We start from the raw sequence: 14,952 nt of genomic DNA, 5'->3' as shown, positions 1-14,952 counted from the left end.
CTAGTGCGGCCCGTTGAACAAAGGAGTAAATGATGAACGTATGGACACCACCGCACTGCTGAAGTCAGTACCCACCGGCCTATGGATCGATGGTGAGGAACGCGAAGGCAAGTCGACATTCAACGTTCTCGACCCCTCCGACGACCAGGTGTTGACGGCCGTCGCCGATGCCACCCCCGAGGACGCGGTCGCCGCGCTCGACGCGGCCTGCGCCGTACAGGCCGAGTGGGCGGCGACCCCGCCCCGCGAGCGCGGTGAGGTGCTGCGCGCGGTCTTCGAGAAGATCACCGAGCGAGCCGAAGACATCGCCACGCTGATGACCCTGGAGATGGGCAAGGTTTTGCCCGAGAGCATGGGCGAAGTCAAGTACGGTGCGGAGTTCTTCCGCTGGTTCGCCGAAGAGGCCGTGCGCATCGCGGGCCGGTTCACGCCGAGCCCGGCGGGCACTGGCCGCATCCTCGTCACCAAGCAGCCCGTCGGCCCGTGTTATGCGATCACCCCGTGGAACTTCCCGCTGGCGATGGGCACCCGCAAGATCGGCCCCGCGATGGCGGCGGGCTGCACGATGATCGTCAAACCGGCCCAGGAGACGCCGTTGACGATGCTGCTGCTGGCCAAGCTGATGGACGAGGCCGGCCTGCCGAAGGGCGTGCTGTCGGTGCTGCCGACCAGCAATCCAGGACCGGTCACCGAGGCGCTGATCGACGACGGCAGGCTGCGCAAGCTGACCTTCACCGGCTCCACCGGCGTGGGCAAGGCATTGGTGAAGCAGTCGTCGGACAAGCTGCTGCGCACATCGATGGAGCTCGGCGGCAACGCTCCGTTCGTGGTGTTCGACGACGCGGACGTGGACGCCGCGGTCGACGGCGCGATCCTGGCCAAGATGCGCAACGGCGGCGAGGCCTGCACCGCGGCCAACCGATTCCACGTCGCGAACGCGGTGCGCGAAGAGTTCACCGAGAAGATGGTGAAGCGGATGAGCGAGTTCACCCTCGGCAAGGGGCTTGACTCGTCGGCGACGCTGGGCCCGCTGATCAACTCCAAACAGGTCGCCACCGTCGAGGATCTGGTGTCCGACGCCGTGTCGCGCGGCGCGACCGTTGCCATCGGCGGTGTGGCTCCCGGCGGGCCGGGGAACTTCTACCCGGCGACCGTTCTTGCCGACGTGCCCTCCGATGCCCGCATCCTCAAAGAGGAGGTGTTCGGCCCCGTCGCGCCGATCACCGGCTTCGACACCGAAGAGGAAGGACTCGCGGCGGCCAACGACACCGAATACGGCCTGGCCGCCTATATCTACACCCAGTCGCTGGACCGCGCGCTGCGCGTGGCCGAGGGAATCCAATCCGGCATGGTCGGCGTCAACCGCGGCGTGATCTCCGATCCGGCGGCCCCGTTCGGTGGCGTCAAGGAGTCCGGTTTCGGCAGGGAAGGCGGTTTCGAGGGCATCGACGAGTACCTCGATGTGAAGTACATCGCGCTGACGAAGTAACCCGCTAACACCAGGCGCGCCTTCCGGATTCGTCGCGCCGGCGCACCTAAACTTCGGCCAGTGCGCCCGGTCCGTGTCGTTCCGCGTCGACATGTCGCTCGGGCTCAGGGCATTCCCGCGCTGGACGGCATCCGTGCCGTGGCCGTCGCGCTGGTGCTGGCAGACCACGGCGGTATCCCAGGAGTGTCGGGCGGGTTCCTCGGCGTCGACATCTTCTTCGTGCTCAGCGGATTCCTGATCACCTCACTGCTGCTCGACGAACTCGGCCGTACGGGACGAATTGCGCTGCGCGACTTCTGGATTCGGCGTGCGCGACGGTTGCTGCCCGCGCTGCTCGCAATGGTGCTGGCGGTGGTAGGCGCCCGCGAGTTCTTCCCGGCCGAAGCCACCGCGACGCTGCGCGAGGACGCCGTCGCCTCGTTTTTCTGGATGTCCAACTGGGCGTTCGTCGCGCAGAAAACGGATTACTTTTCGCAGGGCGCCATGCCGTCGCCGCTGCAGCACACGTGGTCGCTGGGTGTGGAGGAGCAGTACTACCTGATCTGGCCCCTGCTGCTGCTGGCGGTGGCCATGGTGTTTCGGACGCGGGCCCGGCTGGCCGTGTTCGTACTCGCGACCGCAGGCGTGGTGGCTTCGGCGGCGACGGCGATCGTGTTCACCACCGATGTGTCGCTGAACCGCATCTACTTCGGCACGGACACGCGGGCGCAGGCGTTGCTGGTCGGTGCCGCGGCGGCGGCCCTGCTGGTGAGGGACTGGTCGGTGCTGATCGACGGCGGCACGCTGATTCGCACGCGATTGCGGCGGTGGATTGCCGGCGCGTTGTCGGTCCTCGGGCTGACCGTGTTGGGGCTGGCGGCGCATTTCGCGACGGGCAGTGTCCGGGAGTTTCGCGGCGGGCTGCTGTTCGTGGTGGCTGCGGCCGCCGTGCTCGTCGTCGCGCCGGTGGCGCTGGACCAGGGCTCAGCCGTCGGACGTGTGCTCGCGTGGAGGCCGCTGGTATGGCTCGGCGCGATCTCCTATGGCGTCTACCTCTGGCACTGGCCGATCTTCTTGGCGCTCAACGGAGAACGCACCGGCTGGTCGGGCTGGTCGCTGTTCGCGCTGCGGTGTGCGGTGACCATCGCGGTGGCCGCCGCGTCGTGGTGGCTGCTCGAGCAGCCCATCCGTCGATGGCGGCCGGTGATCGTCCCGATGCTGCCGCTGGCGGGGGCAATGGCCGCGACCGCCGCGGCGGTCACGATTATGGTGTTGCCGGTCGGAGCCAAACCCGCCGATCCGGACACCAGCAGCGTCGACTCGGCCGCACTGATCGCGCCTGAGGTGCCCGTCGAGGTCAGGTCGCCGTCGGGACAGCCTGCTCCCGGGACCAAGCGCGTTGCGGTGTTCGGCGATTCGGTCGCGTGGACGATGATGCGGTACCTGCCGCCGACACCGGGGCTGAACTTCACCAACTACACGACCATCGGATGCGGTATCGCCCGCGGTGGCCCCTATCGGTACGTCGGTGACACGCTCAACCAGAAGCCCGAATGCGACTCCTGGCCGAGCAGGTGGTCGCAGCGGATCAACCATGACCGTCCCGACGTGGTGCTGTTGATCGTCGGTCGCTGGGAAGTGGTGGACCGGATGAACGAGGGCCACTGGACGCATATCGGCGATCCGGCGTACGACGCCTATCTGCAGGGTGAACTCAGTCGCGCGCTGGACATCCTCGGCTCGACCGGCGCGCGCGTGGTGGTGACGACCGAGCCCTACAACCGGCGCGCGGAGAAGCCGGACGGAAGCCTGTACCCGGAAGACCAGCCGGCCCGCGTCGACCGCTGGAACAAGTTGTTGCGAGCCGTGATCGCGCCACGTCGGAACGTGACAATGCTGGATCTGAACGCCAAACTGTGCCCGGACGGCGTCTACACCAACAAGGTCGACGGCATCAAGATGCGTATGGACGGGGTGCATCCCACGCCGGAAGCGGTGAAGTGGCTGACGCCCTGGCTGACCGACGCGCTTCTAGGTCCCGCGACCCCGGCCAGTCCCGCGAAATAGCGTCAGTGGCCGAGGCGGCCGCGGCCCAGACGCAGCAGCAGCATCGCCAGGTCCTTGCCCTCGGGGCCGAGCTCGCTGTAGCGCTCGATGACCTTCATCTCGCGGCTGTGCACCAGGCGGGTGCCGCCCGAGGCCATCCGGGCCTTGCCGATCAGCTTGGACACCTCAGTGCGGCGTTTGACCGCTTCCAGGATCGTCGCGTCGAGCTCGTCGATTTCCTGGCGCAGGTCGTCGATGTCAGGGACTTGATCGGACTCGATCGCCTCGGTTGTCATGTCGATTGGCTCCTCGTTGTGTGGGGGGTCTGGTCTCATCCGGTTTCGGGCCTCACACAAGAGACGAGCCCCGGATCCGGAAGCGGACCGCGGGGCTCTGGGAAGCAGCTAGACCACGGGCACCGCTGGCCGGTACCCGTAGAAAAATCGGCGATGAGCCTCTTGGGCGAGGAGCATCGTCGGTGGCTGCCTGTTGAGCACGAGATTGAGTGTGCCACCAACAGCCGCGCCATGGCAAAAACTGTCTGTTCGCAGCGGTAAGTTTGGTTGCGACATGAGTGTGCACGTGACCGGCTTGGATCCTGTGACCAGCGACGAATTATTGGAGGGCCTCAACCCGCAACAGCGCCAGGCGGTGTTGCACGAGGGCTCGCCGCTGCTGATCGTCGCCGGTGCCGGGTCAGGGAAGACGGCGGTGCTGACGCGGCGCATCGCCTACCTGCTGGCCGCCCGCGACGTCGGCGTCGGACAGGTGCTGGCCATTACCTTCACCAACAAGGCTGCCGCCGAGATGCGTGAGCGCGTGGTGCAGCTTGTCGGCCCGCGCGCCCGCTCGATGTGGGTGTCGACGTTCCACTCCACCTGCGTGCGGATCCTGCGTAACCAGGCCTCGCTGCTGCCGGGGCTGAACTCCAACTTCTCGATCTATGACGCCGACGACTCGCGGCGGCTGTTGCTGATGATCGGCAAAGACATGGGGCTGGACACCAAGCGGTACTCGCCGCGGCTGCTGGCCAACGGGATATCGAATCTGAAGAACGAGCTGATCGGTCCCGAGCAGGCGGCCTACGACGCGTCGAACGCCATGGAGGACTTGCCTCGCATCATCGCGGAGGTCTACGCGGAGTATCAGCGCCGGCTGCGTGCGGCCAACGCCTTGGACTTCGACGACCTGATCGGCGAGACAGTCGCTGTGCTGCAAGCCTTTCCGCAGATCGCGCAGTATTACCGGCGACGGTTCCGACACATTCTGGTCGATGAGTACCAGGACACCAACCACGCCCAATACGTGCTGGTACGGGAACTGGTTGGGCGTGAGACGGAGGACGGCGTTGCGCCTGCCGAGCTGTGCGTGGTGGGCGATGCCGACCAGTCCATCTACGCGTTCCGCGGAGCGACGATCCGTAACATCGAGGACTTCGAACGCGACTTCCCCAATGCCACAACGATTTTGCTGGAGCAGAACTACCGCTCGACACAGAACATCTTGAGCGCGGCCAACTCGGTGATCTCCCGCAACGCCGGCCGCCGCGAGAAGCGGCTGTGGACAGACGCGGGGGAGGGCGAGCTGATCGTCGGCTACGTCGCCGACAACGAGCATGACGAGGCCCGGTTCGTCGCCGAGGAGATCGACGCGCTCGCCGACAACGGCGAGATCACCTATAACGATGTCGCGGTGTTCTACCGCACGAACAACTCGTCGCGTGCCCTGGAAGAGGTGTTCATCAGGGCCGGAATTCCGTACAAAGTCGTTGGCGGCGTGCGGTTTTACGAGCGCAGGGAGATCCGCGACATCGTCGCGTACCTGAGGGTGCTGGACAACCCCGGCGACTCGGTGAGCATGCGGCGCATCCTCAATACGCCGCGCCGAGGTATCGGTGACCGTGCCGAGGCGTGTGTGGCGGTGTACGCCGAGAACGCAGGGTTGAGCTTCAACGATGCGTTGCAGGCGGCCGCCGAGGGCAAGGTGCCGATGCTGAACACCCGCTCGGAGAAGGCGATTGCGGGCTTCGTCGAGATGCTCGACGATCTGCGTGGCGAACTCGGCGAACTCGGCGAGCTGGTCGAAGCGGTGCTCGACCGTACCGGCTACCGCACGTCGCTCGAATCGTCCAGCGACCCACAGGATCTGGCGCGGCTGGACAACCTCAACGAATTGGTCAGCGTCGCACACGAATTCAGCACCGACCTGGCCAACGCCGAAGCACTGGGCGAGACCGACCCCGCCGACGAAGACGTACCCGACACGGGGGTATTGGCGAAGTTCCTGGAGCGGGTGTCGCTGGTCGCCGACGCCGACGAGCTGCCCGAGCATGGCGCCGGTGTGGTGACGATGATGACCCTGCACACCGCGAAAGGCCTTGAGTTTCCGGTGGTATTCGTGACCGGCTGGGAGGACGGAATGTTCCCGCACATGCGGGCGCTGGGTGATCCGACCGAACTGTCCGAGGAACGGCGCCTTGCCTACGTCGGCATCACCCGGGCACGGCAGCGGCTGTACGTCAGCCGGGCGAAGGTGCGCTCGTCATGGGGTCAACCGATGCTCAATCCCGAGTCGCGATTCCTCAAGGAGATTCCGCAACACCTCATCGACTGGCGGCGCACCGACCCAACGCCGGGTTTCAGCGCCCCAGTCAGCGGGGCGGGCCGATTCGGCACGCCTGAAATGAGAAGGCCGTCGCCGACGCGTTCATCGGCAGGTAAGCGCCCGCTGCTGGTGCTGGAGCCGGGTGACCGGGTCAGCCACGACAAATACGGGCTGGGCCGCGTGGAGGAAGTGTCCGGCGTCGGCGAATCGGCCATGTCGCTCATCGACTTTGGCAGCGCCGGTCGCGTCAAGCTGATGCACAACCACGCGCCGGTGGCCAAACTCTGAGGGCGGGGGCGGGAGATCACCCAGCCCTGGCCCAGCGTCCCGTCGCCGGAAGCAGGGCGAGCAGGATGGTGGCCACCGGCAGCACGGGAATCGCATAGACGACGGGTGACAGTTTCGCGCCCGCGACGAACAAGCCCGCGAAGATCAGCAGGGCCACGACGGCCCCGACCACGATCAGCAGTCGGCCCATCCGCAGACGCAGCAGAAGCGCGATCAGACCGGCGATGCTGGCCGCCGCGGACACGGCCGTCAGAAACCCGATGGCTACGCAGAACAACGGGTCAGATTGCCACCAGCCGGTGATCAGGTCGGTGGCGATGACCGCCGTCGCCCATCCCGCCAGAATGCTGACGACGGCCGTAGCGATCGCGGCTCTCGGCTTGGGCGGCTTCGGTCTCGATGGCCCCACCGCGACGGGTGTGGCGCGTGGGATGTAGTCCCCCGCAAGCGGGCGGTGCCCCCAGGTGTGCGGCTCGGCGATAGGGATCTCGCCGGTCGGATGCCGGCGGATGATGGTGGTCTGCGGCTCGGATTGCGCCGGCTGTGGCGTGGACGTTGTCGGTCCGTCGGGCTGGCGCCGGATGCGCGGTTGATCTGGAGGGCGTTCAGAAAAGGCTTCGTCGGACGGGCCGTCACTCACACTTAGCCAACGTAGTTGCCCGGGGACAGTCCCCGCTGCGCCAACCACGGAACAGGGTCGACGCGGTTGGTGCCGTTGAGCAAGACCTCGAAGTGCAGGTGCGGACCGGTCGAGTTGCCGCGGTTGCCGATCGTCGCGATCTGGTCACCGGCCATCACGCGCTCGCCCTTGCTGACCAGCCATGTGTTGACGTGGCCGTACAGCGTGACGGTGCCGTCGTTGTGCCGGATCTTGACCCACGCGCCGTAGCCCGCGGTCGGGCCGGCGTCGATGACCACCCCGTCGGAGGCCGCCAGGATCGGCGTGCCGATCGAGTTGGCGATGTCGATGCCGCCGTGCAGGACGCCCCAGCGATATCCGAAGCCGGACGTCCAGACGCCTTTCGTCGGCATCACGAACAGCGGGCGGTTCAGCCGGGCCTCGCGGTCAGCGCGCTCCTGCGCGAACGCGGCGGCCTTCGTGATCTCCTCGGCGTGCACCGCCTCGAGCGCCGCTGGAGCCACCGTGACGACCTGCATGCCGTCCACCGAGCCGGTGATCGCAGCGGCACCCGTAGCGGTCGGGTCGGCGGCGAGAATGGTGTCCTCGGGGGTCTTCTCGGAGGCGTGCGTCATCGAATATGCGCCGGCCGCCGTGGCACCGACAGCCATCGCGGCGACCATCAGCCGGCCCTTGACGGGTACTTCCTGCTTTCGGTGCAGACCGCGCCGCCCGGAGATGTCGATGATGTCGGTGGCGGCCACACCGTCACTGACGTCGGTGTGGCTGTCGCGATAGGCGTGATTCGAGCGGCGCTCTTCGCGCGCATCGGGCCGGAACTCCGACGGCACGGCCAGCCGCAGCGGGATCAGATCGTCGGTGTCGTGTAGGTCGTCGAGCTCGGGCGCGTGGATGACCTGCGATTCACGGTCGAACGCCATATTTTCGCGAAAGTCGAGGTCAGCGAGGTCACCGAACTCGTTGAACGGAATGATGTCGGTGATTTCGGTGGCGTCTTCGGGGGCCTGCGGGGCGATTCTGCTGGGGCGACTGTTCGTCGAGACTCCCTGGGGAGACCTGGACAAACGGTGCTGCGCCAACCTGGAAAATCCTTCTAGTCGTGACCGAAACGTGATCTAGACCAGAGGCACGTTAACCAAATCCCAATGTTGGTGGCAACCCGTGCGGGTATTCCGCCGGGGATTGTGACGTGTATCACTGACGGCCCGGCGGTGAGATCTGCCACATGACCGGTAGGCGGTGCAGATCCTCGCGACTCGTGTGGATAAAGTTCCCCCAGCCCTTTCGGCGCAAACCCTTGAATTAACTTGACCGTCAACGAAAACAGACAGTGAGTCCATGGATCTCTTCGAATACCAAGCGAAAGAGCTGTTCGCCAAGCACCACGTACCGACCACACCTGGTCGTGTAACCGACACCGCTGAAGGCGCCAAGGCGATCGCCGAGGAAATCGGCAAGCCCGTGATGGTCAAGGCTCAGGTGAAGGCCGGCGGCCGCGGCAAGGCCGGCGGCGTGAAGTACGCGGCGACACCTGAGGACGCGTTCACTCATGCGCAGAACATCCTCGGCCTCGACATCAAGGGCCACATCGTGAAGAAGCTGTTGGTCGCGGAGGCCAGCGACATCGCCGAGGAGTACTACATCTCGTTCCTGCTCGACCGCGCCAACCGCACCTACCTGGCGATGTGCTCGGTCGAGGGTGGCATGGAGATCGAAGAGGTCGCGGCGACCAAGCCCGAGCGGCTCGCCAAGGTTCCCGTCAACGCCGTCAAGGGCGTCGACGTGGCGTTCGCCCGCTCCATCGCCGAGCAGGGCCACCTTCCCGCCGAAGTGCTCGACGCTGCGGCGGTGACGATCCAGAAGCTGTGGGAGGTCTTCGTCGCCGAGGACGCCACCCTGGTCGAGGTGAACCCGTTGGTGCGCACGCCCGATAATCAGATCCTCGCCCTGGACGGCAAGGTCACGCTCGACGCGAACGCCGACTTCCGCCAGCCGGGTCACGCCGAGTTCGAAGACCGCGACGCCACCGACCCGCTGGAGCTCAAGGCGAAGGAGAACGACCTCAACTACGTCAAGCTCGACGGCGAGGTTGGGATCATCGGCAACGGCGCCGGCCTGGTGATGTCCACGCTCGACGTCGTCGCTTACGCCGGCGAGAAGCACGGCGGGGTCAAGCCGGCCAACTTCCTCGACATCGGCGGCGGCGCATCGGCCGCGGTGATGGCCGCAGGCCTCGACGTCATCCTGCATGACCCGCAGGTCAAGAGCGTCTTCGTCAATGTGTTCGGCGGCATCACTGCATGCGACGCCGTGGCGAACGGCATCGTCCAGGCGCTGCAGATCCTCGGCGACGAGGCCAACAAGCCGTTGGTGGTCCGCCTCGACGGCAACAACGTCGACGAGGGCCGTCGCATTCTCGCCGAGGCCAACCACCCGCTCGTAACCGAGGTCGGCACGATGGACGAGGCCGCCGACGTGGCGGCTGCCAAGGCTGCCGAAGCCGCTAAGGCCTGAAAGGACTGACATGGCAATCTTTTTGACCAAGGACAACAAGGTCATCGTCCAGGGCATCACCGGCGGCGAGGCCACCACGCACACCGCCCGCATGCTCAAGGCTGGGACCCAGATCGTCGGCGGCGTGAACGCCCGCAAGGCCGGAACGACGGTGTCGCACAAGGACATCAACGACAACGCCATCGAGCTGCCGGTGTTCGGCACGGTCGTCGAGGCGATCGAGAAGACCGGCGCCGACGTATCGATCATCTTCGTTCCGCCGAAGTTCGCCAAGGACGCGATCATTGAGGCGATCGACGCGGAGATCCCACTGCTGGTCGTCATCACCGAGGGAATCCCGGTGCAGGACAGCGCATATGCGTGGGCATACAACCTCGACAAGGGCAACAAGACCCGCATCATCGGCCCGAACTGCCCCGGCATCATCACGCCAGGCCAGTCGCTGGTGGGCATCACGCCGGCCAACATCAGCGGGCCCGGGCCGATCGGGCTGGTGTCCAAGTCCGGGACGCTGACTTACCAGATGATGTTCGAGCTGCGCGATTTCGGCTTCACGACGTCCATCGGCATCGGTGGTGACCCGGTCATCGGCACCACGCATATCGACGCCATCGAGGCTTTCGAGAAGGATCCCGACACCAAGGTCATCGTGATGATCGGCGAGATCGGCGGCGACGCCGAGGAACGCGCCGCCGACTACATCAAGGCGAACGTGTCCAAGCCGGTCGTCGGTTACGTCGCGGGATTCACCGCGCCCGAAGGCAAGACGATGGGCCACGCCGGCGCGATCGTGTCCGGCTCGTCGGGCACCGCGGCCGCCAAGAAGGAGGCCCTCGAGGCCGCGGGCGTCAAGGTCGGCAAGACCCCGTCGGAGACTGCTCGTCTAGCGCGGGAGATCCTGCAGAGCCTCTAGCGCGAGCAGACGCAAAAGTCCCCGCACGCTCGGCGTGTCGGGGACTTTTGCGTCTGTTGGGCAAATTTGGTTAGTCTCTCGAATTAACACTCGTCAGGAGGTCTGTAATGGTCGATCCGCGGACCCCGGTGCTCGTCGGCGTCGGCCAGTTCACTGAGCGCATCGACGATCCCGATTACCGGGGCATGTCGGCAGTGGAGCTGGCCAGCGAAGCCGCTCGCGCCGCGCTTGCCGATACCGATGTCAACGTGGCCAACGTCGCCGAGGCCGTTGACACGGTGTTCGCGCTGCGTCAGTTCGAGATCTCCGGGCCGATGCCTGCGACGCTCGGCAAGTCCAACAACTACCCACGATCGGTAATGAATCGGCTGGGTGGCGACCCTGCTCGCGTCGTGCTCGAACCCGTCGGCGGGCAGAGCCCGCAGAAGCTCGTCACCGAGGCGGGCAACACGATCGTGGCGGGTCACGCCGACGTCGTGATGATTATGGGCTCGGAGCCGGGGTCGACGGCGCGGTACTTCGCCAACCGGGATGACAAGCCGGACTTCACCGAGCACGTCGACGGGCAGCTCGAGGATCGCGGTCATCAGATCTTCAGCTACATCGACGACTACACGATTCAGCACGGGTTGACCGGCGCGCCCGTGCAGTACGGGTTGTTGGAGAACGCCCGCCGCGCACGCCTGGGGCTGAGCGTGGCCGACTATCGACGAAACATGGCCGAACTGTTCGCCCCGTTCTCGAAAGTTGCTGCGAAGAATCCATTTTCGTCGTCGCCGGTGGAGCGTTCGGTCGACGAGATCGTCACCGTCACCGACGACAACCGGATGATCTGTGACCCGTATCCCCGCCTGCTCGTCGCTCGTGATCAGGTCAACCAAGGCGCAGCGGCGATGATGATGTCGGTCGAGGCGGCCCGTCGACTCGGTGTTCCCGAGGAGAAGTGGGTGTACGTACACGGCCACGCCGACATGATTGAGCAGGTGACGCTGGACCGTGCAGACCTGGGCGCCAGTCCCGCTTCGGTGATGGCCGCACGAGAGGCATTGCGGGTGGCGGGAATCGGCGTCGACGACATTGCCACCTTCGATCTGTACAGCTGCTTCCCGTTCCCTGTTTTCGTCATTTGCGAGGCGCTCGGTATCAATCATGACGATCCGCGTGGCCTGACGCTCACCGGCGGACTGCCGTATTTCGGCGGGCCCGGCAACAGTTACTCGCTGCACGGAATCGCCGAGACCGTGAGCGAAATGCGGGAAGCACCGGGGCAATTCGGCTTCGTCGGCGCCAACGGCGGCATCATGAGCAAGTACTCGGTCGGCATCTACTGCACCGAACCCATCGACTGGCGGACCGACCGCAGCGAGGAGCTCAAGCAGGAGATCGCCGCGTTGCCGAAGGTGCCCGTCACCGGGAAGCCTGATGGCCGCGCGACGATCGAGACCTACTCAGTGCGCTACGACTGGCCGATCCGCACCGGGATCATCGTCGGCCGCCTCGACTCCGACAACAGCCGATTCATGGCCACCACCGAAGACGAGGATCTGGTTGCACTGATGTCCGACGGCGATCCGCTTGGCGCTGCGATCAGCGTGTGGTCGACCGAGCACGGGAATCGCGCCGCGCTCGCGTAGCGACGAGCGTGCACGCTTGTACGTTGAAATGCGGCGTGTCGGGGAGCAGACACGCACGCTCGCGGTGACTACACTAGTGCGGCGAGCTTGCCTGCCAACCGTTCGACGTAAGCCGCGACGTCGTCGGCGGAGCGGTCCGGCAGGCCGAACAACACCTCCGTCACGCCGAGATCGGCCCACCGGACCAGCTTCTCTGCATCCGGCTTGAAGTCCAGCGCGACGATCTGCGGTGCCCCGACACGGCCAGCGGCCGCCCAAGTGTCCTGCAGGAGCTTGACGGGCTCGTCGATGTCGAAGTCGCGTGGCGTGGTGATCCACCCGTCGGCGCTTCGGGCGATCCACTTGAAGTTCTTCTCCGTGCCGGCGGCTCCGACGAGCACCGGAATGTGCGATTGCACCGGCTTCGGCCATGCCCACGATGGGCCGAAGTTGACGAATTCGCCGTCGTAGGAAGCCTCTTCCTGTGTCCACAACGCTCGCATGGCTTCCAGATATTCGCGCAGCATGGTGCGCCGCCGGCCGGGCGGGACGTTGTGGTCGGTGAGTTCGTCTGTGTTCCAACCGAATCCGACGCCGACGCTGACCCGGCCGCCGGAAAGGTGATCGAGTGTGGCGATCGACTTCGCCAGCGTAATCGGGTCGTGTTCCACCGGCAGTGCGACCGCCGTCGACAACCGCACCCGCGACGTCACGGCCGCCGCCGTGCCCAGCGAGACCCATGGATCCAGTGTGCGCATATAGCGGTCGTCGGGCAGCGACTCGTCGCCGGTCGTCGGGTGGGCGGCTTGGCGCTTGACCGGGATATGAGTGTGTTCGGGCACGTAGAACGTGGCAAAACCATGGTCATCGGCGAGTTTGGCCGCTGCGGCCGGGGTGATGCCGCGGTCGCTGGTGAAAAGTACGAGGCCGTAGTCCATGCCAAGAATTAGAACGTGTTCCAATCTGGGGGGCAAGGGCGGGGTTCCCAACGCATCCGCGTAGTGCGCCGCGCGAGATCGGGTAGCGCGATACTCGCGATCTTGTTCTGGCGCCACGGAACAGTTCGGGGCGTGAAAATCAGGGGACCCGCAGGCACGAAGCTGCGCGAATGGATTCGTCGCTATCTGCCGTGTGAAATCGCCGGGACCGTGGGCGAATTGGGCGGCGCCGCGGTCGCATACGGGGCGACGGGCTCGTTGGCGGCCGCGGCCATCGCCGCGACCGTCGGCGCATCGGTCGGCTACTACGCGGCCGCTTACATCGACGCTCTGCGATCGATATACCGGCAACACCACGGCCACCCGTGGATTGTGCGGGTCGCGCTGGCCAACCTCCTTTCGCTGCGCAGCGTGGCCATCGAGTTCGGTCCCGCCGAGCTCATCGACAGCCTGATGGTCAGACCCGTCGCGTTCTACGCCGGCCCGTTGATCTTCCACAACACGCCAGCAGGCTGGGTGTTCGGCAAGCTCGTCTCCGATTTGGCGTTCTACGTGTGCGCCATCGTCAGCTACGAGCGCTTCAAGGCGCTACTGGCGCGGCGTGAACCGCGCATCGAGGAGGTGAACGGTGAACCGGTCCCGACGCTCGCAGCTGCGTGACGAGCTGCGCGTCGATGGACGCCGCTGGACCGCGCTGGCCGAACGCCATGGCACACCGTTGCTGGTGCTCCAGCCCCACCTGGTCGCCCGACGATACCGCCAGCTCCATCACGCACTGCCCGGCTTCCGTCTGCACTACGCCGTGAAGGCACTGTCACATCCCGTCGTACTGACCACCATCGCGCTCTGCGGCGGCGGTTTCGACGTCGCCACCAGCGCGGAGGTGGACCAGCTACAGCAGCTCGGTCTGCCGATGGACCGGTGCATCCACACCAACCCGATCAAGAAGCCGGCCGACATCGACCATGCCTATGCGGCTGGCATCCGCACGTTCGTCGTCGAGAATCCTTGCGAGGCAGATAAATTCGCGGGCCGACCCGACGACATCGAGGTGCTGGTGCGGCTGGCGTTCCGCAATCCCACCGCGAAGTCGGACCTGTCGTCCAAATTCGGCGTCGACCCGTCCGATGCCGAATTGCTCGTCAAACACGTCATCGCCTCGGGGGTGCGATTTGCCGGGTTCAGCTTCCACGTCGGCAGCCAGAGCGCGTCGGCCGAGCCGTATCGGTCGGCCTTGCGCGGCACGCTCGATCTGATCGCGCACATCCATCGGACCCTGGGCGTAGCCAGCCGTGTGATCGACATCGGCGGTGGGTTTCCGGTCAGCTACCGCAATTCGATGCCGGCCATCGACGCGATCGCCGACATCGTCGACGACGTCCTCGGCGACGCCAGGGACGAATTCACTCTGCTCGCGGAGCCGGGTCGATTCCTGGCCGCGGATGCGATGACACTGCTGACCAGCGTGGTGGGCAGTGCGGTTCGCGACGGGCAGGTGTGGCATTACCTCGATGACGGGCTGTATGGCAGCTACTCCAACGTCATGACCGAAGACGTGCACCCGCCGATCCTGGCGCTGCGCGAACTCGGCGAGGACACGGGCGACCACGAGCGCGTGACGCTTGCAGGCCCGACATGCGACAGTGCAGACGTGGTGGCCCGCGACTACCCGATGCCGGTGCTCGATATCGGCGATGTGCTGATCAGCCCACGAATGGGCGCCTACACCTCCGTCACGTCGTCCCGGTTCAACGGCATCAAGCCGACACCCATCGTCATGAGCTGACTTTCTTTCAGCGCGAGCGTTACCCACGACGCGGCTCGTGGTCGCTGTTGGGATGGCTCACCATGACGACCGAACGCATCGCAGACCACGTCAAGTTCGCCTACTGGGTGCCCAACGTCAGCGGCGGCCTGGTCACCAGCGA

Annotated in this window: 12 protein-coding genes; 8 read left to right on the top strand and 4 right to left on the bottom strand. The window is 65.8% G+C overall.

Features of this window, described 5'->3' with window-relative positions; genetic code table 11:
- Positions 1 to 40: 40 nt before the first annotated feature.
- Positions 41 to 1,489 (top strand): NAD-dependent succinate-semialdehyde dehydrogenase, encoded by a 1,449-nt coding sequence (locus VJV41_RS10395; protein WP_325333330.1) that lies wholly within the window; start codon positions 41 to 43, stop codon positions 1,487 to 1,489.
- 60 nt (positions 1,490 to 1,549) lie between these two features.
- Positions 1,550 to 3,535, top strand: a complete 1,986-nt coding sequence (locus VJV41_RS10390; protein ID WP_325333329.1) for an acyltransferase family protein — start codon at positions 1,550 to 1,552, stop codon at positions 3,533 to 3,535.
- A gap of 2 nt (positions 3,536 to 3,537) precedes the next feature.
- On the opposite strand, the gene VJV41_RS10385 is transcribed toward VJV41_RS10390, so the two are convergent.
- A complete protein-coding gene (locus VJV41_RS10385; protein WP_325333327.1) occupies positions 3,538 to 3,849 on the bottom strand; it encodes a chorismate mutase in 312 nt (103 codons plus the stop codon).
- Between the two features lie 235 nt (positions 3,850 to 4,084).
- Here VJV41_RS10385 and pcrA point away from each other — a divergent pair, with 235 nt between their 5' ends.
- On the top strand, positions 4,085 to 6,406 hold the full coding sequence (gene pcrA, locus VJV41_RS10380; protein ID WP_325333325.1) for a DNA helicase PcrA: 2,322 nt from the start codon (positions 4,085 to 4,087) through the stop codon (positions 6,404 to 6,406).
- 16 nt (positions 6,407 to 6,422) lie between these two features.
- Here pcrA and VJV41_RS10375 read toward each other — a convergent pair whose 3' ends face one another.
- Both VJV41_RS10375 and VJV41_RS10370 read right to left on the bottom strand, forming a co-directional pair.
- Complete coding sequence (locus tag VJV41_RS10375; protein WP_414684929.1) at positions 6,423 to 7,046, bottom strand: hypothetical protein; 624 nt, start codon at positions 7,044 to 7,046, stop codon at positions 6,423 to 6,425.
- A 2-nt stretch (positions 7,047 to 7,048) separates the two neighbouring features.
- Positions 7,049 to 8,125 carry a M23 family metallopeptidase gene (locus VJV41_RS10370; RefSeq protein WP_325333323.1) on the bottom strand — a complete coding sequence of 359 codons (1,077 nt, stop codon included), beginning with the start codon at positions 8,123 to 8,125 and terminating at the stop codon, positions 7,049 to 7,051.
- A gap of 259 nt (positions 8,126 to 8,384) precedes the next feature.
- Here VJV41_RS10370 and sucC point away from each other — a divergent pair, with 259 nt between their 5' ends.
- From sucC to VJV41_RS10355, 3 genes are all read left to right on the top strand, one after another.
- Entirely contained in the window at positions 8,385 to 9,560 is a 1,176-nt protein-coding gene (gene sucC, locus VJV41_RS10365; protein WP_325333321.1) for an ADP-forming succinate--CoA ligase subunit beta, read from the top strand.
- A 10-nt stretch (positions 9,561 to 9,570) separates the two neighbouring features.
- The gene (gene sucD / locus VJV41_RS10360; protein WP_325333319.1) at positions 9,571 to 10,473 is read left to right on the top strand and encodes a succinate--CoA ligase subunit alpha; all 903 of its coding nucleotides are present in this window, start codon (positions 9,571 to 9,573) and stop codon (positions 10,471 to 10,473) included.
- Positions 10,474 to 10,580: 107 nt separating this feature from the next.
- Positions 10,581 to 12,107 carry an acetyl-CoA acetyltransferase gene (locus tag VJV41_RS10355; protein ID WP_325333317.1) on the top strand — a complete coding sequence of 509 codons (1,527 nt, stop codon included), beginning with the start codon at positions 10,581 to 10,583 and terminating at the stop codon, positions 12,105 to 12,107.
- 68 nt (positions 12,108 to 12,175) lie between these two features.
- Here VJV41_RS10355 and VJV41_RS10350 read toward each other — a convergent pair whose 3' ends face one another.
- A complete protein-coding gene (locus VJV41_RS10350) occupies positions 12,176 to 13,024 on the bottom strand; it encodes an LLM class F420-dependent oxidoreductase (protein ID WP_325333315.1) in 849 nt (282 codons plus the stop codon).
- 132 nt (positions 13,025 to 13,156) lie between these two features.
- Here VJV41_RS10350 and VJV41_RS10345 point away from each other — a divergent pair, with 132 nt between their 5' ends.
- Together VJV41_RS10345 and VJV41_RS10340 are read left to right on the top strand one after the other, a co-directional pair.
- The gene (locus VJV41_RS10345; RefSeq protein ID WP_325333313.1) at positions 13,157 to 13,684 is read left to right on the top strand and encodes a hypothetical protein; all 528 of its coding nucleotides are present in this window, start codon (positions 13,157 to 13,159) and stop codon (positions 13,682 to 13,684) included.
- A complete protein-coding gene (locus tag VJV41_RS10340; protein WP_325333312.1) occupies positions 13,653 to 14,810 on the top strand; it encodes a type III PLP-dependent enzyme in 1,158 nt (385 codons plus the stop codon). The genes VJV41_RS10345 and VJV41_RS10340 overlap by 32 nt, the downstream gene beginning before the upstream one ends.
- The last annotated feature ends 142 nt before the right edge of the window (positions 14,811 to 14,952 follow it).

The organism is Mycobacterium sp. (assembly GCF_035274705.1).
Lineage (GTDB): Bacteria > Actinomycetota > Actinomycetes > Mycobacteriales > Mycobacteriaceae > Mycobacterium.
The sequence above is the reverse complement of the archived record's forward strand: the minus strand, read 5'-3'. Positions and strand labels throughout refer to the sequence as shown.

What these genes read in the sequence shown, in the direction of transcription:
- VJV41_RS10395 (WP_325333330.1), top strand. Translation starts at nt 41, where the DNA reads ATGGACACCACCGCACTGCTGAAGTCAGTACCCACCGGCCTATGGATC.
- VJV41_RS10385 (WP_325333327.1), bottom strand. Translation starts at nt 3,849, where the DNA reads ATGAGACCAGACCCCCCACACAACGAGGAGCCAATCGACATGACAACC.
- pcrA (WP_325333325.1), top strand. Translation starts at nt 4,085, where the DNA reads ATGAGTGTGCACGTGACCGGCTTGGATCCTGTGACCAGCGACGAATTA.
- sucC (WP_325333321.1), top strand. Translation starts at nt 8,385, where the DNA reads ATGGATCTCTTCGAATACCAAGCGAAAGAGCTGTTCGCCAAGCACCAC.
- sucD (WP_325333319.1), top strand. Translation starts at nt 9,571, where the DNA reads ATGGCAATCTTTTTGACCAAGGACAACAAGGTCATCGTCCAGGGCATC.
- VJV41_RS10355 (WP_325333317.1), top strand. Translation starts at nt 10,581, where the DNA reads ATGGTCGATCCGCGGACCCCGGTGCTCGTCGGCGTCGGCCAGTTCACT.
- VJV41_RS10350 (WP_325333315.1), bottom strand. Translation starts at nt 13,024, where the DNA reads ATGGACTACGGCCTCGTACTTTTCACCAGCGACCGCGGCATCACCCCG.